Annotated in this window: 18 protein-coding genes and 1 pseudogene; 14 read left to right on the top strand and 5 right to left on the bottom strand. The window is 74.6% G+C overall.

Annotated features, from left to right (window positions below; translation table 11 throughout):
• Position 1 precedes the first annotated feature (1 nt).
• The 6 genes from ACZ3ZD_RS30140 (at position 2) to ACZ3ZD_RS30115 (ending at position 9,284) form a co-directional block, all read left to right on the top strand.
• Positions 2 to 4,990 (top strand): beta-ketoacyl synthase N-terminal-like domain-containing protein, encoded by a 4,989-nt coding sequence (locus tag ACZ3ZD_RS30140; protein WP_467404060.1) that lies wholly within the window; start codon positions 2 to 4, stop codon positions 4,988 to 4,990.
• Positions 4,987 to 5,319 carry an acyl carrier protein gene (locus ACZ3ZD_RS30135; RefSeq protein ID WP_467404057.1) on the top strand — a complete coding sequence of 111 codons (333 nt, stop codon included), beginning with the start codon at positions 4,987 to 4,989 and terminating at the stop codon, positions 5,317 to 5,319. Before ACZ3ZD_RS30140 ends, ACZ3ZD_RS30135 begins: the two co-directional genes overlap by 4 nt.
• Before the next feature lie 3 nt (positions 5,320 to 5,322).
• The gene (locus ACZ3ZD_RS30130) at positions 5,323 to 6,123 is read left to right on the top strand and encodes an alpha/beta fold hydrolase (RefSeq protein ID WP_467404054.1); all 801 of its coding nucleotides are present in this window, start codon (positions 5,323 to 5,325) and stop codon (positions 6,121 to 6,123) included.
• Positions 6,120 to 7,301 (top strand): glycosyltransferase, encoded by a 1,182-nt coding sequence (locus ACZ3ZD_RS30125; protein WP_467404051.1) that lies wholly within the window; start codon positions 6,120 to 6,122, stop codon positions 7,299 to 7,301. The genes ACZ3ZD_RS30130 and ACZ3ZD_RS30125 overlap by 4 nt, the downstream gene beginning before the upstream one ends.
• Before the next feature lie 155 nt (positions 7,302 to 7,456).
• Entirely contained in the window at positions 7,457 to 8,494 is a 1,038-nt protein-coding gene (locus ACZ3ZD_RS30120; RefSeq protein WP_467404276.1) for a class I SAM-dependent methyltransferase, read from the top strand.
• 145 nt (positions 8,495 to 8,639) lie between these two features.
• Entirely contained in the window at positions 8,640 to 9,284 is a 645-nt protein-coding gene (locus ACZ3ZD_RS30115; RefSeq protein ID WP_467404049.1) for a DedA family protein, read from the top strand.
• 36 nt (positions 9,285 to 9,320) lie between these two features.
• On the opposite strand, the gene ACZ3ZD_RS30110 is transcribed toward ACZ3ZD_RS30115, so the two are convergent.
• Entirely contained in the window at positions 9,321 to 9,854 is a 534-nt protein-coding gene (locus ACZ3ZD_RS30110; RefSeq protein ID WP_467404048.1) for a gamma carbonic anhydrase family protein, read from the bottom strand.
• A gap of 110 nt (positions 9,855 to 9,964) precedes the next feature.
• Here ACZ3ZD_RS30110 and ACZ3ZD_RS30105 point away from each other — a divergent pair, with 110 nt between their 5' ends.
• From ACZ3ZD_RS30105 to ACZ3ZD_RS30095, 3 genes are all read left to right on the top strand, one after another.
• A complete protein-coding gene (locus ACZ3ZD_RS30105; protein ID WP_467404045.1) occupies positions 9,965 to 10,729 on the top strand; it encodes an acyltransferase in 765 nt (254 codons plus the stop codon).
• Between the two features lie 118 nt (positions 10,730 to 10,847).
• Entirely contained in the window at positions 10,848 to 11,420 is a 573-nt protein-coding gene (locus ACZ3ZD_RS30100) for a helix-turn-helix domain-containing protein (protein ID WP_467404043.1), read from the top strand.
• A 43-nt stretch (positions 11,421 to 11,463) separates the two neighbouring features.
• The gene (locus tag ACZ3ZD_RS30095) at positions 11,464 to 12,024 is read left to right on the top strand and encodes a YbaK/EbsC family protein (protein WP_467404041.1); all 561 of its coding nucleotides are present in this window, start codon (positions 11,464 to 11,466) and stop codon (positions 12,022 to 12,024) included.
• A gap of 2 nt (positions 12,025 to 12,026) precedes the next feature.
• On the opposite strand, the gene ACZ3ZD_RS30090 is transcribed toward ACZ3ZD_RS30095, so the two are convergent.
• Positions 12,027 to 13,043 (bottom strand): cation diffusion facilitator family transporter, encoded by a 1,017-nt coding sequence (locus ACZ3ZD_RS30090; RefSeq protein WP_467404273.1) that lies wholly within the window; start codon positions 13,041 to 13,043, stop codon positions 12,027 to 12,029.
• Between the two features lie 68 nt (positions 13,044 to 13,111).
• On the opposite strand from ACZ3ZD_RS30090, the gene ACZ3ZD_RS30085 reads away from it, so the two are divergent.
• Positions 13,112 to 13,477, top strand: coding sequence for an ArsR/SmtB family transcription factor (locus ACZ3ZD_RS30085; protein WP_467404038.1), 366 nt, complete (start codon positions 13,112 to 13,114; stop codon positions 13,475 to 13,477).
• Between the two features lie 25 nt (positions 13,478 to 13,502).
• Here the strand turns inward: ACZ3ZD_RS30085 and ACZ3ZD_RS30080 are convergent, their stop codons facing one another.
• Both ACZ3ZD_RS30080 and ACZ3ZD_RS30075 read right to left on the bottom strand, forming a co-directional pair.
• A complete protein-coding gene (locus tag ACZ3ZD_RS30080; RefSeq protein ID WP_467404036.1) occupies positions 13,503 to 14,723 on the bottom strand; it encodes a 4-hydroxybenzoate 3-monooxygenase in 1,221 nt (406 codons plus the stop codon).
• Positions 14,724 to 14,849: 126 nt separating this feature from the next.
• Positions 14,850 to 15,257, bottom strand: a complete 408-nt coding sequence (locus ACZ3ZD_RS30075; RefSeq protein ID WP_467404033.1) for a CoA-binding protein — start codon at positions 15,255 to 15,257, stop codon at positions 14,850 to 14,852.
• 142 nt (positions 15,258 to 15,399) lie between these two features.
• Here ACZ3ZD_RS30075 and ACZ3ZD_RS30070 point away from each other — a divergent pair, with 142 nt between their 5' ends.
• The 3 genes from ACZ3ZD_RS30070 (at position 15,400) to ACZ3ZD_RS30060 (ending at position 17,790) form a co-directional block, all read left to right on the top strand.
• Entirely contained in the window at positions 15,400 to 16,308 is a 909-nt protein-coding gene (locus tag ACZ3ZD_RS30070) for a hypothetical protein (protein WP_467404030.1), read from the top strand.
• Between the two features lie 211 nt (positions 16,309 to 16,519).
• The gene (locus tag ACZ3ZD_RS30065; protein ID WP_467404029.1) at positions 16,520 to 17,062 is read left to right on the top strand and encodes a SixA phosphatase family protein; all 543 of its coding nucleotides are present in this window, start codon (positions 16,520 to 16,522) and stop codon (positions 17,060 to 17,062) included.
• 110 nt (positions 17,063 to 17,172) lie between these two features.
• Complete coding sequence (locus ACZ3ZD_RS30060; RefSeq protein ID WP_467404027.1) at positions 17,173 to 17,790, top strand: putative immunity protein; 618 nt, start codon at positions 17,173 to 17,175, stop codon at positions 17,788 to 17,790.
• Here the strand turns inward: ACZ3ZD_RS30060 and ACZ3ZD_RS30055 are convergent.
• Positions 17,776 to 18,040 (bottom strand): annotated as a pseudogene (locus ACZ3ZD_RS30055) (hypothetical protein); the annotation flags it as partial. The gene ACZ3ZD_RS30060 and the pseudogene ACZ3ZD_RS30055 sit on opposite strands and share 15 nt — an antisense overlap.
• 93 nt (positions 18,041 to 18,133) lie before the next feature.
• Between ACZ3ZD_RS30055 and ACZ3ZD_RS30050 the strand changes: the two are divergent.
• Positions 18,134 to 18,760, top strand: coding sequence for a YigZ family protein (locus ACZ3ZD_RS30050; RefSeq protein WP_467404024.1), 627 nt, complete (start codon positions 18,134 to 18,136; stop codon positions 18,758 to 18,760).
• Positions 18,761 to 18,834 lie beyond the last annotated feature (74 nt).

The following is an 18,834-nucleotide window of genomic DNA, read 5'->3' as shown; positions in this document are numbered from 1 at the left end:
CATGACGGGACGTCAAACACCCGTCGCCGTGGTCGGGATGGCGGTGCTGCTGCCCGGCGCCCGGGACCTGGACGCCTACTGGCGCAACCTGCGGGACGGCACCGACGCCATCACCGAGGTCCCCGCCGACCGCTGGGACGCCGACTACTACCATCCCGGCGCGGCGTCCGGACCCGCCGTCGCCGGCCAGGTGTACTGCCGGCGCGGCGGATTCGTGGACGGGTCGGCCGAGGTGGAGGTCACCCGGCACGGCATCATGCCCGCCTCGGTGCCCGGTACCGAACCCGACCAGCTGATCGCCCTGGAGGTGGCCGCTGCCGCGCTCGACGACGCGGGCGGCGCGGAAGGGCGGCTGCCCGAACGGCACCGGATCGGGGTCGTCCTCGGCCGCGGCGGCTACCTCACCCCCGGCCTCGCCCGGCTGGACCAGCGAGTGCGCACCGCCCACCAACTCACCCGTACGCTGGGTGAGTTGCTCCCCGACTTGGCACCCAGCCAACTCGACCGGGTCAGGACGGCGTTCACCGAACGGCTCGGCCCCGACAGCCCCGACGCGGCGATCGGCCTCGTCCCCAACCTCGCCGCCTCACGCATCGCCAACCGCCTCGACCTGCGCGGCCCCGCCTACACCGTGGACGCGGCCTGCGCCTCCTCCCTGGTCGCCGTCGACCAGGCGGTCACCGCGCTCACCACCGGCCGCTGCGACCTGATGCTGGCCGGGGGAGTGCACCACTGCCACGACATCACCCTGTGGAGCGTCTTCTCCCAGCTGCGCGCCCTGTCCCCGACGGAACGCATCCGCCCCTTCCACCGCGACGCCGACGGCATCCTCATCGGCGAGGGCACCGGGGTCGTCGTACTGAAACGGCTCGCGGACGCCGAACGCGACGGCGACCGCGTGTACGCCGTGATCCGCGGCACGGGCGTCGCCGGCGACGGCCGTACGGCGGGACTGGTCACCCCCGACCCGGGCGGGCAGACCCGTGCCGTGCGCCAGGCCTGGCGGGCCGCCGGACTCGACCCCGCCGCACCGGACTCGATCGGCCTGCTGGAGGCGCACGGCACCGCCACGCCGGCCGGGGACGCCGCCGAACTCATGACGCTGGTCCAGGTGTTCGGGCCGCTCCCGGGCGGGGTCGGGGACGCGGGCCGGCCGGTGCTCGGTTCGGTGAAGTCGATGATCGGCCACACCATGCCGGTGGCGGGAGCGGCCGGCCTGGTCAAGGCCGCGCTCGCCCTCCACCACCGCACCCTCCTGCCCACCCTCCACTGCGACGACCCCCACCCCGCCCTCGCCGCCACCCGCTTCCACACCCTGGACCGCGCTCACCCCTGGGAAACCGACACCCCCCACCGGATCCGCCGAGCCGCGGTGAACGCGTTCGGCTTCGGGGGGATCAACGCGCACGTGGTGCTGGAGGAGGCGCCGGGCGAACGTTCCAGGGGCGCGCGGAGGGGGAGAGCGGCGGAGCGTACAGCGGGAACCGGGGCGAGGGCGGTCGGTGGAGCGGGGACGGCGCCCTTGGCCGGAGTCGGAGTCGGCGCAGCGACGGTGACCGAGGCGGACACAGGGCTCCTGACGGAGGGCGGTGCTACGGCCTCGCCCGCTGCCGGTGCCTCGAAGTCCGGCACCGGGGTTGGTCCGGCGCCCGGCGCCGAGGCCCCCGAGGTCGGCCCGGTACGCGGCATCGCGGCCACCGGCGGCCGCCCCGCGCCCGGCACCGCGGCCCGACGGCACCCCGCTCGCGTCGCCGAACCCGAGCGCGTTCTGCTGCTCGCGGCCGATGACGTGGACGGTCTCGCCGCGCTTGTCGATGCGGAGGACGGGGCCGTGCTCGATGCCGGGCTCGATCCCGCGCGGCCGGGTGGTGACGCCGGGCCGGTGCGGCTCGGGGTCGTGGACCCCACCGCGAAGCGGCTCGCCCTGGCCCGGCGCGCGGTCGCCAAGGGCCGCGCCTGGCACGGCCGGGGCGACGTGTGGTTCCGGCCGGGACCGCTGCGCGGGAAGACCGTGTTCGTCTTCCCCGGCCTGGAGGCCGACTTCACGCCCCGCACCGACGACATCGCCGCCCACTTCGGCCTGCCCCCGGTCGCCGGCGCCGGTCCGGACGTGCGGGTCGGCGACGTCGGCCGGCACGGCTTCGGGGTCGTCGGCGTGGGCCGCCTGCTGGACCAGGCCCTGCGCCACATGGGCGTCGTACCGGACGCGGTCGCCGGGCACAGCGTCGGCGAATGGACGGCCATGGCCGCGGCCGGGCTCTACTCGGCGGCCCAGGTGGACGCGTTCATGGCCGGGTTCGACCCGGACTCGGTCACCGTCCCCGGCCTCGCCTTCGCCGCCGTCGGCACCTCCGCCGACCACGTCGGCGCCGCGCTCGCCGGCACCTGGGCGGACTCCGGGATCGTCCTCTCCCACGACAACGCGCCCCGCCAGTCCATGGTCTGCGGCCCCGGCCCGGCGGTGGCGGAGTTCGCACGGGCCCTCCGCGCCGAGGGCGTCCTCTGCCAGGTACTGCCGTTCCGGTCCGGCTTCCACACGCCGATGCTCGAACCGTACCTCGCGCCCATCAAGGAGGCCGCCGACCGCTTCCGGCTCCACCCGCCGACCGTGCCCGTGTGGTCGGGGACGACCGCGGCACCCTTCCCCAGGGACGAACCGGCGGTCCGCGAACTGTTCGTACGGCACCTGCTGGAACCCGTCCGCTTCCGCGAGCTGACCGAGGCCCTGTACGCCGCCGGACACCGCGTCTTCGTCCAGACCGGCCCCGGCCGGCTGCCCTCCCTCATCGGCGACACCCTCGGCGACCGCGACCACCTGGCCGTCGCCGCCAACGCGCCCCACCACAGCGGCCTGGCCCAACTCCGTCGCGTGGCCACCGCGTTGTGGACCTCTGGAGCGGCCGTGGCGCCGTACGCACCACCCCGGGCCCCGGCAGCCCGGCCGGCACCCGCCCGGCCACCCGTCCGCCTCGACCTCGGCAGCGCCCTGGTCTCCCTGGACGGCCCGACCCGCGAGGCCCTGCGCGCCCAGCTACGCCCGACGCCGGCCCCAGCAGGGCCCGCACCCTCCGGCGCCCCCGCCCTCGACGCCCTCGCCGCCCACCACCCGGCCGCCGCCGAACTCACCGCCCTGCTGCGCGACACCGCCACGACGGCGGCGGAACTGATCACCGCGAGCCGCCGAGCCGCCCCCCGAACATCCCCCGCAGCGGCCAGGCCTCCGGCACCGGCAACGACCAGCGCCGCCTCGGGCGCCTCCCCTGTGGTCCCCGGTCCCACCACCACAGTCCTCCACGTCTCCCCCCACACCATGCCCTACCTCCTCGACCACTGCTTCTTCCCGCAGCGCGCCAACTGGCCCGACCTGGAGGACCGTTGGCCGGTCGTCCCGGCGACCACGATCGTGCGGCACATGATGGACGCGGCGGAGGCGGCCGCCCCCGGCCTGCGCGCGGTCGCCGTGCACGGCGCCCGGTTCGACCGCTGGCTCACCGCCGTACCCGCCGTCGACGTCCCGGTCACCGTCGCACCGGACCCCGCCCGCCCGGACGACCGGGTCACCGTCACCTTCGGCCCCACCGCCCGCGCCGTGGTCGAACTCGCCCCGCACCACCCGGCACCGCCCCCGCCCGACCCCCTCGCGGCCGAGCCCGAACGCGTCCCCGACCACAGCGCCGCCCAGCTCTACCGCGACCGCTGGATGTTCCACGGCCCGCGGTTCCAGGGCCTGACCGAGCTGACCGCGCTCGGCGAGCGGCACATCCGCGGAGTGATCACCACCCCCGCGGCCCCCGGCGCCCTGCTCGACAACGTGGGCCAGCTGCTCGGCTACTGGATCATGGCGACCCGCACCCGGCGGACCGTCGTCTTCCCGGTGCAACTGGGCGGCGCGCGGTTCCACGGACCGCACCCCGAGCCCGGCACCGAGGTCCACTGCCTGCTGCGGATCACGTCCCTCACGGACACCGTGCTGGAGGCGGACGCCGAGCTGACCGTCGCCGGCCGGGTCTGGGCCCGGCTGACCGGCTGGCAGGACCGCCGTTTCGACAACGACCCCACCACCCGGCCCGTCGAACGCTTCCCCGAACGCCACACTCTCTCCACGGCCCTGCCCGGCGGCCGGACACTGGTGCACGAGCGGTGGCCGGACCTCGCCTCCCGCGAGCTGATCATGCGCAACTCGCTGGGCGGCGCGGAGCGTTGGGAGTACGCCGAGCGCCCGCCTCGCGGGCGCCGGCAGTGGCTGCTCGGCAGGATCGCGGTCAAGGACGCCGTACGGCACTGGCTGTGGCAGCGGGGCGAGGGGCCGGTCTTCCCGGCGGAGCTGCGCGTCGGCAACGACGAACTCGGCCGCCCCTACGTCACCGGTGTGCACGGCCGCGAGCTGCCGCCGCTGGACGTCTCGCTCGCCCACCGGTCCGAGGCCGCCGTGGCGATCGTCCGGCCGCACCGCCCGCAGCCCGGGCCCGGCATCGACATCGAAGAGGTCGCCGACCGCGACCCGGCGACCCTGACCACCGCGCTCGGCCCGGCCGAACTGCGGCTCCTGCACGCCCTGTGCGCGGACGGCGGTGCTGCGCGGGCGGTGTGGTTCACCCGTTTCTGGGCCGCCAAGGAGGCCGTCGCCAAGGCCGAGGGCGTCGGACTCGGCGGCCGCCCCCGGGACTTCGCCGTGCTGGAGGCCGCCCCGGACGGCAGCCGGCTCCTGGTCTCCGGGCGTCTGGAACGCGCCTACACCGTGCACTGCGCGCCGGCGGCCAACCCGCCCGGCCTGCCCAGGCGCGCCTACGTGGTGGCCTGGACGACCGGACCCGCAGCCGACGACGACCCACCCGGCCGACCGGACACCGAACCCGCCGACGCCGGACCCGACGCACAAGTGGCACAAGACGCACCAGCCGGCGCGCCCCCCGCCGAACCTCCCGCCGAACCCCACGCCGAACAAGCCGCCGCACCCGCCGACTCAGCAGCCGAGGAGTCCCCCCGATGAACCCCACCCAGCCGGCCCCGCCGCAGCCCACCGCCGACCCCACCGCCGAGACCGTGCTCGCCGACGTCACCGGCATGCTCCGCACGGTCCTGGCGGAGTACGGCGACGACGACGTGGTGATCGACATGTCCACCACCTTCAACCGCGACCTGGAACTGGAGAGCATCGACCTCGTCACCCTGGCCGGACTGCTGGAGGAGCGGTACGGGCAGCGGGTCAGCCTCGCCGAGTTCCTGGCCGGCATGGAGTTCGAGGAGATCATCGAGCTGACCGTCGGCCGGCTCGTGGAGTACGTCGTGGGGAGCCTGCGCGCCACCCGGGCGGGCTGAACGATGGCGATGGTCGACGCCGGCGGCATCCGGCTGCACGTCCAGCGCACCGGCCCCACGGACGGCCGCACCCCGCACTCCACCGTCGTCCTGGTGCACGGACTGCTCACCGACAGCCTGGCCAGCTACTACTTCACCGTGGCACCCGCGTTCGCGGCGGCCGGGCTGGACGTCGTCATGTACGACCTGCGCGGCCACGGCCGCAGCGAGCGCCCGCCGCACGGCTACACCCTCGACCACAACATCGCCGACCTGGAGGCGCTCCTCGGCCGGCTGGCCGTGACCGGTCCGGTGCACCTCGTCGGCAACTCCTACGGCGGCACGATCGCCTTCGGCTTCGCGGCCCGCCACCCCGGCCGCGTGGCCAGCCTGACCCTGATCGAGTCGGAGCCGGCGACGGCCGCCTGGGCCGCGAAACTCGGCGGCATCCTGCGCCGGGTGGTGAGCGAACTCGCGTACAACGAGCCCGAAGCGATCGCCTGGATCACCGCTCACCGCGGCCACAACACCGCCCGCCTCGCCAAGGGCGCCGCCCGGCTGGCCCGCGAGACCACCCTGGGCCGGGACATCCCCGCCAGCCGGGTCCTCACCGAGGCCGAGATCGGCACCGTACGCTGCCCGGTCCTCGGGGTGTACGGCGGCGACTCGGACCTGGCGGAACTGGTGCCGGTGCAGCGGCGGCTGCTGGCGGACTTCCGGGCGGTCGTCCTGCCCGGGCACGAGCACTCGGTGCTGGTCGAGGCGCCCGGAACGGTCGGCGCGCACATCCTCGACCTGGTCTCGGCGGGGGCGGCGGTCCGGTGAGCGGGTTCCTCTTCGTCGTACCGCCGCTGACCGGCCACATCAACCCCGCCGTGGGCGTCGCCGCCCGACTCGGGGCGCGCGGCCACCGGGTGGCCTGGGCGTGTGCCGACCCGGCGCTGGTGCGGCGGCTCGCGGGGGCGGACACCGAGGTGTTCGGGTGCGCGGGGCCGGTGCCGGGCGGCCCGGGCGCCGTACGGCCGCCCGGCCTGCGGGGCGCGGAGGCCTTGCGGTTCCTGTGGGAGTGGTACCTGCTGCCGCTCGCCGACGCGATGGCACCGGGGGTCCGCGAGGCGGTCGCCGCGTTCCGCCCGGACGTGGTCGTCGCCGACCAGCAGGCCTTCGCCGGCGCGCTGGTGGCCGAGCGGCTCGGACTGCCGTGGGCCACCTCGGCGACCACGTCCGCCGAGTTCAGCGGCGCCTACGACGGCCTGCCCAAGGTCGCCGACTGGATCCGGCAGCGCCTGGCCGAGCTGCGCGCCCGCATCGGCGACCCCGCCGGCACCGCGGACCCGCGTTCCTCACCCCACCTGCTCCTGGTGTTCAGCACCCCCGAACTCATCGGCCCGCAGGCCCCGTTGGCCGCGCACATCCACTACGTCGGCCCCTCGCTCGCCGGCCGCCCGGCCGGAGAGGACTTCCCCTGGGAACGGCTCGACCACGGCCGGGCCAAGGTCCTGGTGACCCTCGGCACGGCCAACGCCGACGCCGGCGGCCGCTTCCTCGCCATGTGCCTGGCCGCGCTGCGGGACCGCGCCGACCGGATCCAGGCGGTGATCGCCGACCCGGACGGCACGCTGCCCGTGGCGCCGGACGACAAGGACGTCCTGGTCCTGCCGTCCGTTCCCCAACTCCCCTTGCTGGCACGGATGGACGCCGTCGTCTGCCACGCGGGCCACAACACCGTCTGCGAGGCGCTGTGGCACGGCGTCCCCCTCGTCGTCGCGCCGATCCGGGACGACCAGCCGGTGGTGGCGGCCCAGGTCGTGGACTCCGGCGCGGGAGTCCGGGTCCGCTTCGGCCGGGTCACCGCGCCCCGCCTGGGGGAGGCCCTCGACACCGTCCTGCACGACCCCGCCCACCGGTCCGCCGCCGCCCGCGTCGGCACCGCGTTCCACGCGGCCGGCGGCGCCCGGACCGCGGCGACCCACCTCGAACACCTGGCAGCGGAGCCCCCATGACCGACACGAAAGCCCCCGACCCCCAGGACGACGGCGACCGAAGCACCCCGAAGGGAGCCGGCCGGGACGCCGACGGGCGAGAACCCGACGGCCGGAACACCGCCTCCGGAACCACCGACGCCCCCGCACCGCCCGCCGACGACAGGACAGCCCGTATCGCCGCCCTCCGTTCCGCCTACCAGGCCGACATCCGCGCCGGTGTCGACCGCTTCCTCGCGCCCCGGCGTGACACCTGCCCCTGGTGCTCCTCCGGTCGGCTGTCCCCCCGGCTGCGGACCGCCGATCTGCTCCAGCACAAGCCGGGACGGTTCACGCTGGACCGGTGTGACGACTGCGGGCATGTCTTCCAGAACCCCCGACTGACCGAAGAAGGACTGGAGTTCTACTACCGGGACTTCTACGACGGCCTCGGCGAGCAGCGGATGAGCGGCACCTTCGGGGGGCGTACGGCGATGTACCGGGGGCGTGCCGAGGCGATGCTGCCGCACGACCCCGCGCCGAAGACCTGGCTGGACGTCGGCACCGGACACGGTCACTTCTGCGCGACCGCCCGCACCGTCCTGCCCGGCACGGTCTTCGACGGCCTCGACTTCACGGACGGCGTCGAACTGGGCGCCCGCGAGGGCCGCGTGGACCACGCCTACCGTGGCGCCTTCCCCGACCTGGCCCCCGAACTCGCCGCCCACTACGACGTGGTGAGCATGTTCCACTACCTGGAGCACAGCACCGATCCCGACCGCGAACTCCGCGCCGCCCACGAGGCCGTACGCCCCGGCGGTCACCTCCTGATCGAGGTACCGGACCCGGAGAGCCGCTACGCCCGGCTGCTCGGCCGCTGGTGGCTGCCCTGGCTCCAGCCGCAGCACCTGCACTTCATACCGGTCGCCAACCTGCGCCGGCGGCTCGCCGACCTCGGTTTCACGGTGGTCGCCGAACAGCACGCCGAGGCGCACGACCCGGTCGACCTGCTCGCCGCCGTCTGGCTCGCGCTCGACCACACCGCCCCGCGCGAGGACGCCCCCTGGCTCCCGGCCCGCCCCGGCCCCCTGCGCAGGACCGCACGCACCGCCCTCCTCCTGGCGGGCGTCCCCGCCCTGCTCACCGCGACCCTCCTCGACCGCTTCGCCGTACGACCGCTCTCCCACCGCCTCGGCCTGTCCAACGCCTACCGCCTGGTCGCGCGCAGGGAGTGACGCCTCGGGCACCGTCCGCGAGGCCGGGGGAGGGCGCGTGCGGGCGGGCAGGGAACGCCGACCAGGTAGCCTTCCCTGAGGGCCGCTTCGTACGCGGCGGCCCGGCAGGCCGGAGGGCACGACAGCGACAGGGGAGGAACCGGCGGTGCACGTCCAGGAATGGCTCGACTCGGTGCCGGCGGCCGCCGTCTACGCCGTGGTGGCCCTGGTGATCGGCCTGGAGAGCCTGGGCATCCCGCTGCCGGGCGAGATCGTCCTGGTCTCCGCGGCGCTGATGTCCTCCCAGCACTCGGGTGTCAACCCGGTCGTCCTCGGCGTCTGCGCGACCGCCGGTGCCGTGGTCGGCGACTCCATCGGCTACGCCATCGGCCGCAAGGGCGGACGCCCGCTGCTGGCCTGGCTCGGCGCGAGGTTCCCGCGCCACTTCGGCGCGGGCCATGTGGCCACCGCCGAGCGCTCCTTCCAGAAGTGGGGCATGTGGGCGGTCTTCTTCGGCCGCTTCGTCGCCCTCCTGCGCATCTTCGCCGGCCCCCTCGCCGGCGTCCTCCGCATGCCGTACTGGAAGTTCCTGATCGCCAACGTCCTCGGCGGCATCTGCTGGGCCGGCGGCACCACGGCCGTCGTCTACTACGTCGGTATGGTCGCCGAGGACTGGCTGAAGCGCTTCTCGTACCTGGGCCTGGCCGCGGCGGTCCTGATCGGCCTGGCCTCCATGCTGATCATCAAGCGCAAGGCGAAGAAGGCCCAGCAGGAGCACCGGGAAGCGGAACCCGTGGGCGCGGGGGACTGAAGCCCGCCCGAAGCCCCCGGAAGCCGCCCGGCGGACCTACCCGTGCTCGTGCACCTCGCCGTGCGCCTTCGCCAGCTCGGCGTACAGCGTGCCGTTGAGGGTCACCCCCGCCCGCTCCTCCTGCGACAGCGGCCGTTTCACCTTCGCCGGCACCCCGGCCACCAAAGACCCCGGCGGCACCACCATCCCCTGCGGCACCAGGGCCTGCGCCGCGACCAGCGACCCCGCTCCGATCACCGCCCCGTTCAGCACGGTCGCCCCCATCCCGACGAGGCAGTCGTCCTCCACGGTCGCCCCGTGCACCACCGCGTTGTGCCCGATGGACACCCGCTCCCCGACGGTCACCGGGAACCCGGGATCGGCGTGCAGGGTCACGTTGTCCTGCACATTGGCCTGCGCCCCCACGGTGATCTTCTCGACGTCCCCGCGCACGACCGCCCCGTACCAGACACTGGCCCCCGCGTGCAGCGTGACGTCCCCGATCACGGACGCCGTAGGGGCCACGAACGCCTCCGGGTCGACCCGCGGCTCCCTGCCCCCTATACCCACGATCAGCGCCTTCCGCCTCATCACCGTCTCCTCGTGTCGGGCCGTCCACGGCACGGTACGACACCGGGTGGGGCAAAGATCACAGCGGCCCGCCCTCTGCGCCGGAGGCGACCGGTGAGTAACGTGACCCCGTGCCGAAGCGCAAGAACACGTTCTCATCCTGGCGGCAGGGCCTGGCCCAGCGAGCCGTACACGCCGCCTGGTCCTGGGTCCAGCGCAACGGCTCCGTCACGGCCGAGCACCCCGCGGGCCTGCGTTTCGGCGCGATCGGCGAAGCCACCCGGCTGGCCTTCCCGCTCGGCACGGTCTTCGGCGAGCCCTGGATCCGGCTCGGCTCCCACTGCATCATCGCCGAGCAGGTCACCCTCACCGCCGGCCTGATGCCCGGCCTGGACCTCGGCCCGGACCCGATCCTGCGCATCGGCGACGGCGTGGTCCTCGGCCGCGGCAGCCATGTCATCGCGGACACGACGGTCACCATCGGCAGCGACTGCTACTTCGGGCCGTACGTCTACGTCACCTCCACCAACCACTCCTACGACGACCCGCACGAGCCCATCGGCCGGCAGTGGCCGCGGATGGAGCCGGTCGAGATCGGCCCGGGCTGCTGGATCGGCACCGGCGCGGTGATCCTGCCGGGCGCGCGGATCGGCCGGAACGTGGTCGTGGCGGCCGGCGCGGTGGTCCGGGGCACGGTGCCGGACCGCGCGGTGGTGGCGGGGGCGCCCGCCCGGGTCGTACGGCGCTGGACGGCGGAGGACGGCTGGCAGCCGCCGCTGCGGACGCCCGCCCCGGTGCCGATCCCGGACGGTACGACTCCGCAGCAGCTGCGGGCGCTGGCAGACCTGGACGAGGCGGCGGTGGCGCGGCTGGCCGCCCTGGAGCCCGAGGGCTGACGCGGGCCGGCAGGGCCTCGCAGTACAGTTCGGTGAACGCCCGGGTGCACCTCACCGTAGTGCCGTTCACCGCACCGCCCCCTCGTGAATACCGAACTTTCCGGACAATGGACGCAACGTGTCGGACCTCGACCTCCTGACCCAGTCCCTGGCGCGCAACGTCAGGCACTGGCGCTCGGTGCGCGGCTTCACGCTGGACGTGCTCGCCGCCCGGGCCGGTGTCAGCCGCGGCATGCTCATCCAGATCGAGCAGGCCCGCACCAACCCCAGCATCGGCACGGTCGTCAAGATCGGCGACGCGCTCGGCGTCAGCATCACCACCCTCCTCGACTACGAGCAGGGCCCCAGGGTCCGCGTGGTCCCCGCCGAACGCGCCGTACGGCTCTGGCACACCGAGGCCGGCAGCTACAACCGGCTGCTCGCCGGCACCGAGGCCCCCGGACCGCTGGAGATGTGGGACTGGCGGCTGATGCCGGGGGAGAGCAGCCCCTCCGAGCCGCACCCCGGAGGCACCGTCGAACTCGTCCACGTCACCGCGGGTGAGCTGACCCTCACCGTGGAGGGGGAGGAGTACCGCGTCCCGGCCGGAGCGAGCGTCTCCTTCGAGGCCAACGTCCCCCACCGGTACGGCAACCGGGGCGACGAGCCGATGGAGATGGTGATGGCCGTCTCCGTGCCGCCCGTGCCCTGAGACACCGCTACGGCGGGCCGGGGCGGCTTGCTAGCGTGCGGCCATGCGCGCACCCATCGGAGACTTCGACACCGCCACCCCCGCCCCGGACTGCCTGGACGAGCTGACTGCCCCCGTCGCCGACGCCGTACGCCACTGGCAGGGCGCGGTCCCGGCCGACCGGATCCTGTACGTCGACACCGAGCCGCAGTGGGCCGACACCGCCGTCTTCGTGGAGCACTACGGCCGGGACCTGCTGGAGCGCTCGGCGAACTGCGTGGTGGTCGTGGGCAAGCGGGCCGGCGAGACCACCCTGGCGGGCTGCGTCGTGCCGTCCTCCACCCGGGTCGACGTCAACGGGGCCGTACGCCGTCAACTGGGCGCCCGCAAGGCCTCGTTCGCCCCGATGGAAACGGCGACCGGCGAGACCGGCATGGAGTACGGCGGCATCACCCCGCTCGGACTGCCCACCGGCTGGCCGGTCCTGGTGGACTCCGCCGTCGTCGACCTGCCCTACGTCCTGGTCGGCAGCGGACGCCGGCGCGGCAAGCTCCTGGTGCCCGGCAAGGCCCTCGCCGAACTGCCCGGCGCGATCGTCCTGGAGGGACTGGGCGTCACCGCCTGACCTCAGGCCGCCGTGTGGTGCGCGAGCGCCAGATGCGGGTCCGCCTCACCCGGCACCGGAGCCGGATCGGCGTGCACCAGGGCGGCCGTCAGCCGCGGCACGGCGTGCAGCAGGGCGTGTTCGGCCGCGACGGCGACCGCGTGCGCCTGCCGGAGCGTCGCCTCCCCGTCCACCACCACCGCGAGCTCGGCCCGCAGCCGGTGCCCGATCCAGCGCAGCCGCAGCTCGCCCACCCCGCGCACCCCCGGCACCGCGCGCACCGCCTGTTCGGCCCGGTCCATCAGCGCCGGGTCGACGGCGTCCAGCATCCGCCGGAACACCTCCCGCGCCGCGTCCCGCAGCACCAGCACGATCGCCGCCGTGATCGCCAGCCCCACGACCGGGTCGGCCCACCGCCACCCCAGCGCCGACCCGACGGCGCCCAGCAGCACGGCCAGCGAGGTGAAGCCGTCGGTACGGGCGTGCAGCCCGTCGGCGACCAGTGCGGCCGAGCCGATCCGACGACCCACCCGGATCCGGTACCGGGCCACCCACTCGTTGCCGGCGAAACCGAGCAGCGCGGCCAGCGCGACCGCCGGCAGGTGCGCGACCGGACGCGGCTCCAGCAGCCGCCCGACCGCCGCCCACGCGGCGAAGGCCGCGGAGGCGGCGATGGTCAGCACGATGACGAGCCCCGCGAGGTCCTCGGCACGGCCGTAGCCGTAGGTGAACCGGCGGGTCGCCGCCCGGCGGCCCAGCACGAACGCGATGCCGAGGGGGACGGCGGTCAGCGCGTCGGCGGCGTTGTGCACCGAGTCGCCGAGCAGCGCCACCGACCCGGAGACGGTCACCACGGCCGCCTGCGCCGACGCGGTCGCCCCGAGCACGGCCAGCGACACCCACAGCGCCCGCATGCCCCGCGCCGACGACTCCAGCGCCGGATCCAGCTTCCCGGCGCTCTCGTGGGAGTGCGGGGTGAGGAGATGGGCGAGGCGGTGGGGGAGACCCTCGGGGTGGTGATGAGAGTGCCGGTCGCTCACGTCGGTCACGTCGATCCCCTTCCGGTACGGGAGTGGACGCACCGCGCCCACCGGACCATTATGTGCGTATGAGCGCACGCATGCACCTGTCACCTGCGCACCATACGCACGAGCGCAGCCCCGGCGAGGAGCAGTTCGCGCTCGCCGCCGAGCTGCTCGCCCTGCTGGGCGACCGCACCCGGCTCGCCCTTCTGCACACCCTGACCGCCGGCGAGGCCGACGTCGGCACGCTCACCGAGGCGTGCGGCGCCGCCCGTCCGGCCGTCAGCCAGCACCTGGCCCGGCTGCGGCTGGCCGGCCTGGTGGACACCCGCAAGGAGGGCCGCCGGGTGATCTACTCACTGCGCCACGGGCATCTGCGGCGGCTGGTCGAGGAGGCGCTGAGGACGGCCGACCACCGTCTCGCCGAACGGGACGGCCCGGCGGCGCGCTGACGGTACCGGCCGCCGGGGAGCCGGGTCAGAAGGTGTCCGCCGTCCCGAGGTACTGCTCGGCGAACGCGGCCGCCGCCGCGGGCGAGGTGAACAGCCGGCGCAGCCGGGCCAGCGCGGTGCCCGCGCGGTAGGGGTCACCGTGCGAGGCGCCGTGGTAGATCTCGGAGAGCCACTCCGAGAACTCCTGGTACTCCCACACCCGGCGCAGACAGGCGGCCGAGTAGCCGTCCAGGCCCGCGGGGTCCTCCTTGGTCAGATACGCGGCCAGGGCGTCGCCGAGCAGGAACGCGTCGTTCAGCGCCAGGTTCATGCCCTTCGCGGCGATCGGTGCGACGAGGTGCGCGGCGTCGCCGGCCAGGAGGAGCCGGCCGAAGACCATGGGCTCGACCACGTAGGTGTGCATGTCCAGCACCCGCTTCTCCAGCAGCGGCCCCTCCGTCAACGGCGGCCGGTCCGCGGCCTCCAGGCGCCGCTGGAGCTGGTCCCAGACGCGCTCGTGCGACCAGGCGTCCGGGTCGTCGCCGGGCGGGCACTGGAGGTAGTAGCGGGTCATCCCGGCACCGCGGGGCATGTGCCCGGCGAACCCGTCGGGGTGCATGCCGAACAGGACCCGGTCGGCGGACGGCGGGGCCTCGGCCAGCAGGGCCAGCCAGCCGATGCCGTAGTCGTGCCGGGATATCCGCGCCCGCGGCGGCAGCGCGGCCCGGCTCGTCCCGCGCGCCCCGTCGCAGCCGGCCACGAAGTCGCAGTGCGCCAGCACCCGTTCACCGCTGTCCGGGTCGGTGTAGGAGACCGCGGGCCGGTCCGAGTCCAGGTCGTGCAGGCGTACGTCCCGTACCCCGAAGCGGATCTCGCCGCCGCGCACGTCGGCGTACTCGCGCACCAGGTCGGTCACCAGCAACGGCTGTGGGTAGACCCAGTGGTGACGTCCCGTCAGTTCCGTGTACGCGAAGCCGTAGCCCTGACCGTCGAAGCGGAACTCGCACACGGACTGCCGCTCGGCCCGCTCCAGCAGGCCACCGGCCAGGCCGCGTTGTTCCAGGGCGCGTACGGCCCACTCCTCGATGACACCGGCGCGCGGCCGCTGTTCGATGAACGCCCTGCTCTCGGTCTCCAGGACCAGGCAGTCGACACCGGCGGCCCGCAGGATGTTCCCGACGGTCAGGCCGGCCGGCCCGGCGCCCACGACGACGACCGGGAAGCGGGCAGCGGTGGGGGAGTGGGGGTGGGGGGAGGGAAACGTCACACGGGCAATTATGACGGTGTCCCGTCAGCCGGGGCCGGCGGTGTCCCGTCGGCCGGGGACGGCGGTGTCCCGTGGGCCGGAGGAGCGGCGGAACACCGCACGCGACGGAGCCGGGCCGGTACGCGGTCAGCCGAGGAGGGGGATCTCGATCGCCGGGCACCGGTCCATCACCATCTCCAGACCGGCCGCCCGGGTCCGCGCGTACGCGGCCTCGTCCACGACGCCCAGCTGGAACCACACCGCCCGCGCGCCCTTCGCCACGGCCTCGTCCGCGACCGGTCCGGCCAGCTCGCTGTTGACGAACACGTCGACCACGTCCACGCCGAACGGGATGTCCGCGAGGGAGGCGTAGCCCTGCTCGCCGTGCACCGTCTCGGCCTTCGGGTGCACCGGCACGATCCGCTTGCCGAACCGCTGCAGCACCCGCGCCACCCCGTAGGCGGCCCGGTGCCGGTTCGAGGACAGGCCGACCACCGCCCAGGTGTCGCCCAGCTCGGTCAGAATCCTGCGGATCGTCGCCTCGTCGCCGTACATCGGCCGCCTCCTCGGGCTGCGGGGATCTGTGCATCCGGGCAACAGCGGCCCGGCGGGTGCGGATTCCCGCCGTACTCCGCCACGCTGTCCGGAATCGGTGCAAGCCGCTGCATACGGCCGCTCGCCCGCCTACGCTCAGCCCGTGCTGCGCATCCTCGACGCCCGAACCGGTGAGCCCGTCCCCGCCGCGCCCGCCCGCCGCGGCCTGACCCGCATCGAGGCCCACGCCTGGCGTCTCGACCCGACGGCCCTGCGGGTGCTGCTCACCGCCGACCTGCTCGTGCGCGCGCTGGAACTGGGCGGCACCCCCGTCTGGACGATCCTCACCTCCCCCCGCGACCATCCGGAGCTCCGCACCGCCGCGACCCGCCTCGCCATCCGCCCCTTCGAAGACGCCCACGACCTCGCCTCGGGCCTCGGCGAGTCCCAGGCCATCCATGTGGCGCAACGGGGATCGGAGAACAGGGTCGGGGAGGGGCCGGTGGTTTCCGTGGGGGCGGTGGAGTGGGAGGAGGAGCCGGGGCCGCAGGAGCCGGGACCGGCCGGAGACGGCCGGGGGCGGGCGGTCGGGGAGACCGGGCGCGCAGGCGGAGCGGCCGAAGCGAGACCGGGTGCTGACGCGGGCGCCGGCGTCGGTGGGCGCGCCACCGGTGACGCCCCGGAAGCGGCGGAAGAGCCCGCCGACCCCTCCCCGCTTCCGGCGCTGCTCTCCGACCCGGCGGCCCTCCGGCTCGCCCTGCTCGCCGTCCCGCGGAGCGAACCCGTGCGGCTGGACGCGGCCGTGCTGGAGGACGCCGCGCGGAGCCTCGCCCGATGGCGGCGGTCCGTCGCCGACTGGGCGCGGCGGCCCTCGCGGCCGGTCCCCGGCGAGGTACGGGAACGGCTGCGCGCCGCCTGGGACGACGACCTGGATCTCCCCGCGGTGCTCGGCGTCCTGCGGGACGTGGAGAGCGCGCCGGACGTCCCGGAGGGCGCCCGGTTCGAGACGTTCGCCTATGCCGACCGCTTGCTGGCCCTGGGCCTGACGCTGGATGTCGGGGGGCCGGTGTGAGGGGGGCGGGGGGCGGTCCGGGTGTGCCCGCGGTACGCGGTGTCGTCCGTGACGCGGAGCGCGGGCCCGGCGTCGGGGTCGGGGGTGCCCGGGGCGACGCGGAGCGCGGGCCCGGCGCCCCAGGGGGCGCGTCGGCCGCCGGCGGCCGGCCGGTGGCACTCGGTCCCGGGACGCGGCGGCCCGGGCGCTGCCCGATGGACCGGAGCGGCCGGTGAGCCCGGTGGCCGGTGCCGGGCCCCTGCGGCGGCTGGTGGTGTTGCGGCATGCCAAGTCCGCGTGGCCCGAGGGGGTCGAGGACCACCGCAGGCCGCTCGCGCCGCGCGGGCTGCGGGACGCGCCGGCCGCCGGGCGGGCCCTCGCCGCCGGTTCGCTGCCCGACCTCGCCCTGTGCTCCACCGCCGTACGGGCCCGCCGTACCTGGGAGCTGGCCTCCGCCGAGTGGGCCACGCCACCGCCGGTGCGCTACGACCGGAGGCTGTACGCGGCCGGTGTACCGGAACTGCTGGAGGTGGCGCACGAGGCACCCGAGCAGGTGCGCACGCTCCTGCTGGTCGGGCACAACCCGGGCCTGGAGGACCTGGTGCTGACGCTGGCCGCGGACGGCCTCGACGACACACTGGAGCGCGTGCGCGTGAAGTTCCCGACCGCCGCGTTCGCCGTACTCGCCTGGCACGGCGCACACTGGCCGGCCCTCCGCCCCGGCACGGCCCTGCTCACCTCCTTCACGGTCCCACGCGGGAGGAAGCACGGCTGACGCGCTCGGATGACGTCTCAGGTGGTTGAGAAGTCAAGTCCGACGATCCTGTCTGCTTCGGAGGCCAGGTAGCAGGAGCGGCCAAGACGGCCGTCCCGCCGCGTTGTCCGGTGGGCATCATCGAGGATGTGGGCATGACAGGGGAAGCGAGCGAGATCGTTCTGAGCAAGCAGGATCTTCGTGAGGTCACCGCGTTCGCTGCGGCATGCGCGGAGGTCGTTTTGGACGTATTCGAGGCTGATCAGCCGGACGACTCGCGACCTCGAGACGCCATCAGTGCCGCGTGGGCATTCGCCCGGGGCGGCGAGCGGGGGAAATCCTTGCGCGAGACAGCGTCGGCGGCTCTCAAGGCAGCCAAGAGCGCGGAAACCGCGGCCGCGCGCCAGGCAGCGTGGGCAGCGATGTCTGCGGCAGGCGCCGCCTATCTGCATCCGTTGGCCAAGGCCACCCAGGTCAAGCACATTCTCGGAGCCGGCGCTTACGCAGCCCGAGCGGCCGAAATCGTCGCCGACGACGATCGGAGCGTCGGTGCTGAACACCTCAAGCGGATGATGCATCGTGCCACACCGGTCGTCGTTGACGTGCTCAAACGCTTCCCGACGGCGCCGGATGGCGGGGGACGGGTCGGCGAGTTGATCCGCATGCTGGACGCTGACCTTCGCACCTTCACCGAATCTCAGCGTTCGGATGGCGCAGCCCCGCAAGGAGGGGTGTCAGGCACTCGCTGACGCAGCCTGTGCCCATCTCCCGAGCCGGGTCTGGAGGCAGCGGTGGAGTTGTCCGAGGAAGCGGTTGAGCAGGTGGCATTGGGCGGCGTTGTGCCAGTCGCCGTGCTCGCGCCGGCGGGCGGTAGGGGGCGTTGGCTCCGGGTGAGGCCTGGAGAGCTGAGAATGCCCAGAGGAAGCCGGCGTGCATGAGCCGGTTGTTCTTGACGAAGCGGCGGCCGACGAAGCGTTTCTTGCCGGAGGCTCGGGTGAGGGCCGAAGGCGTTCCGCCGTCCGTCGAAAGCCGCCCGTCAGCCCCTTGTGAGGACCAGACCGAACCGCCTACACCCTGGATTAGGCTGGCGTGATGCAGGACGAGTACCGCACAGTCGCCCGCGCCGGTGTGTACGAGACCGAGGTCAACCGTTCCCGCTTCCTGTGCGCCCTCGCCCCGGCCGCCAGCGAGCAGGAGGCGCAGGACTTCGTCGCCGCCGTGCGCAAGGAGCACGCCGACGCCAGTCACAACTGCTGGGCGTACGTCGTCGGCGCCGACGCCTCCGTGCAGAAGGCCAGTGACGACGGCGAACCGGGCGGTACCGCCGGCGTGCCCATGCTCCAGATGCTGCTGCGCCGCGACATGCGGTACGTGGTGGCCGTAGTCACCCGCTACTACGGCGGTGTCAAGCTCGGCGCCGGCGGGCTGATCCGCGCCTACGGCGGCTCGGTCGGCGAGGCCCTGGACGCGCTCGGCACGATCACCCGGCGCCGCTTCCGGCTGGCCACGGTGACCGTCGACCACCAGCGCGCCGGCAAGGTCGAGAACGACCTGCGCGCCACGGGGCGCCAGGTGCGCGACGTCCGCTACGGCGAGGCCGTCACCCTGGAGATCGGCCTGCCGGACACCGAGGTGGACGCCTTCCGCGCCTGGCTCGCCGATGTGACGGCGGGCACGGCCGGCTTCCAACTCGGCGGCGAAGCCTACGGAGACGCCTGACTATTGCCGTGTATCGGGCATATCTCCCGGGTAACGCCCCGGCCGTGGTGGCGATACGGGAGCAACCGCCCGTG

It is taken from the genome of Streptomyces sp. NPDC023481, assembly GCF_055560195.1.
The sequence above is the reverse complement of the archived record's forward strand: the minus strand, read 5'-3'. Positions and strand labels throughout refer to the sequence as shown.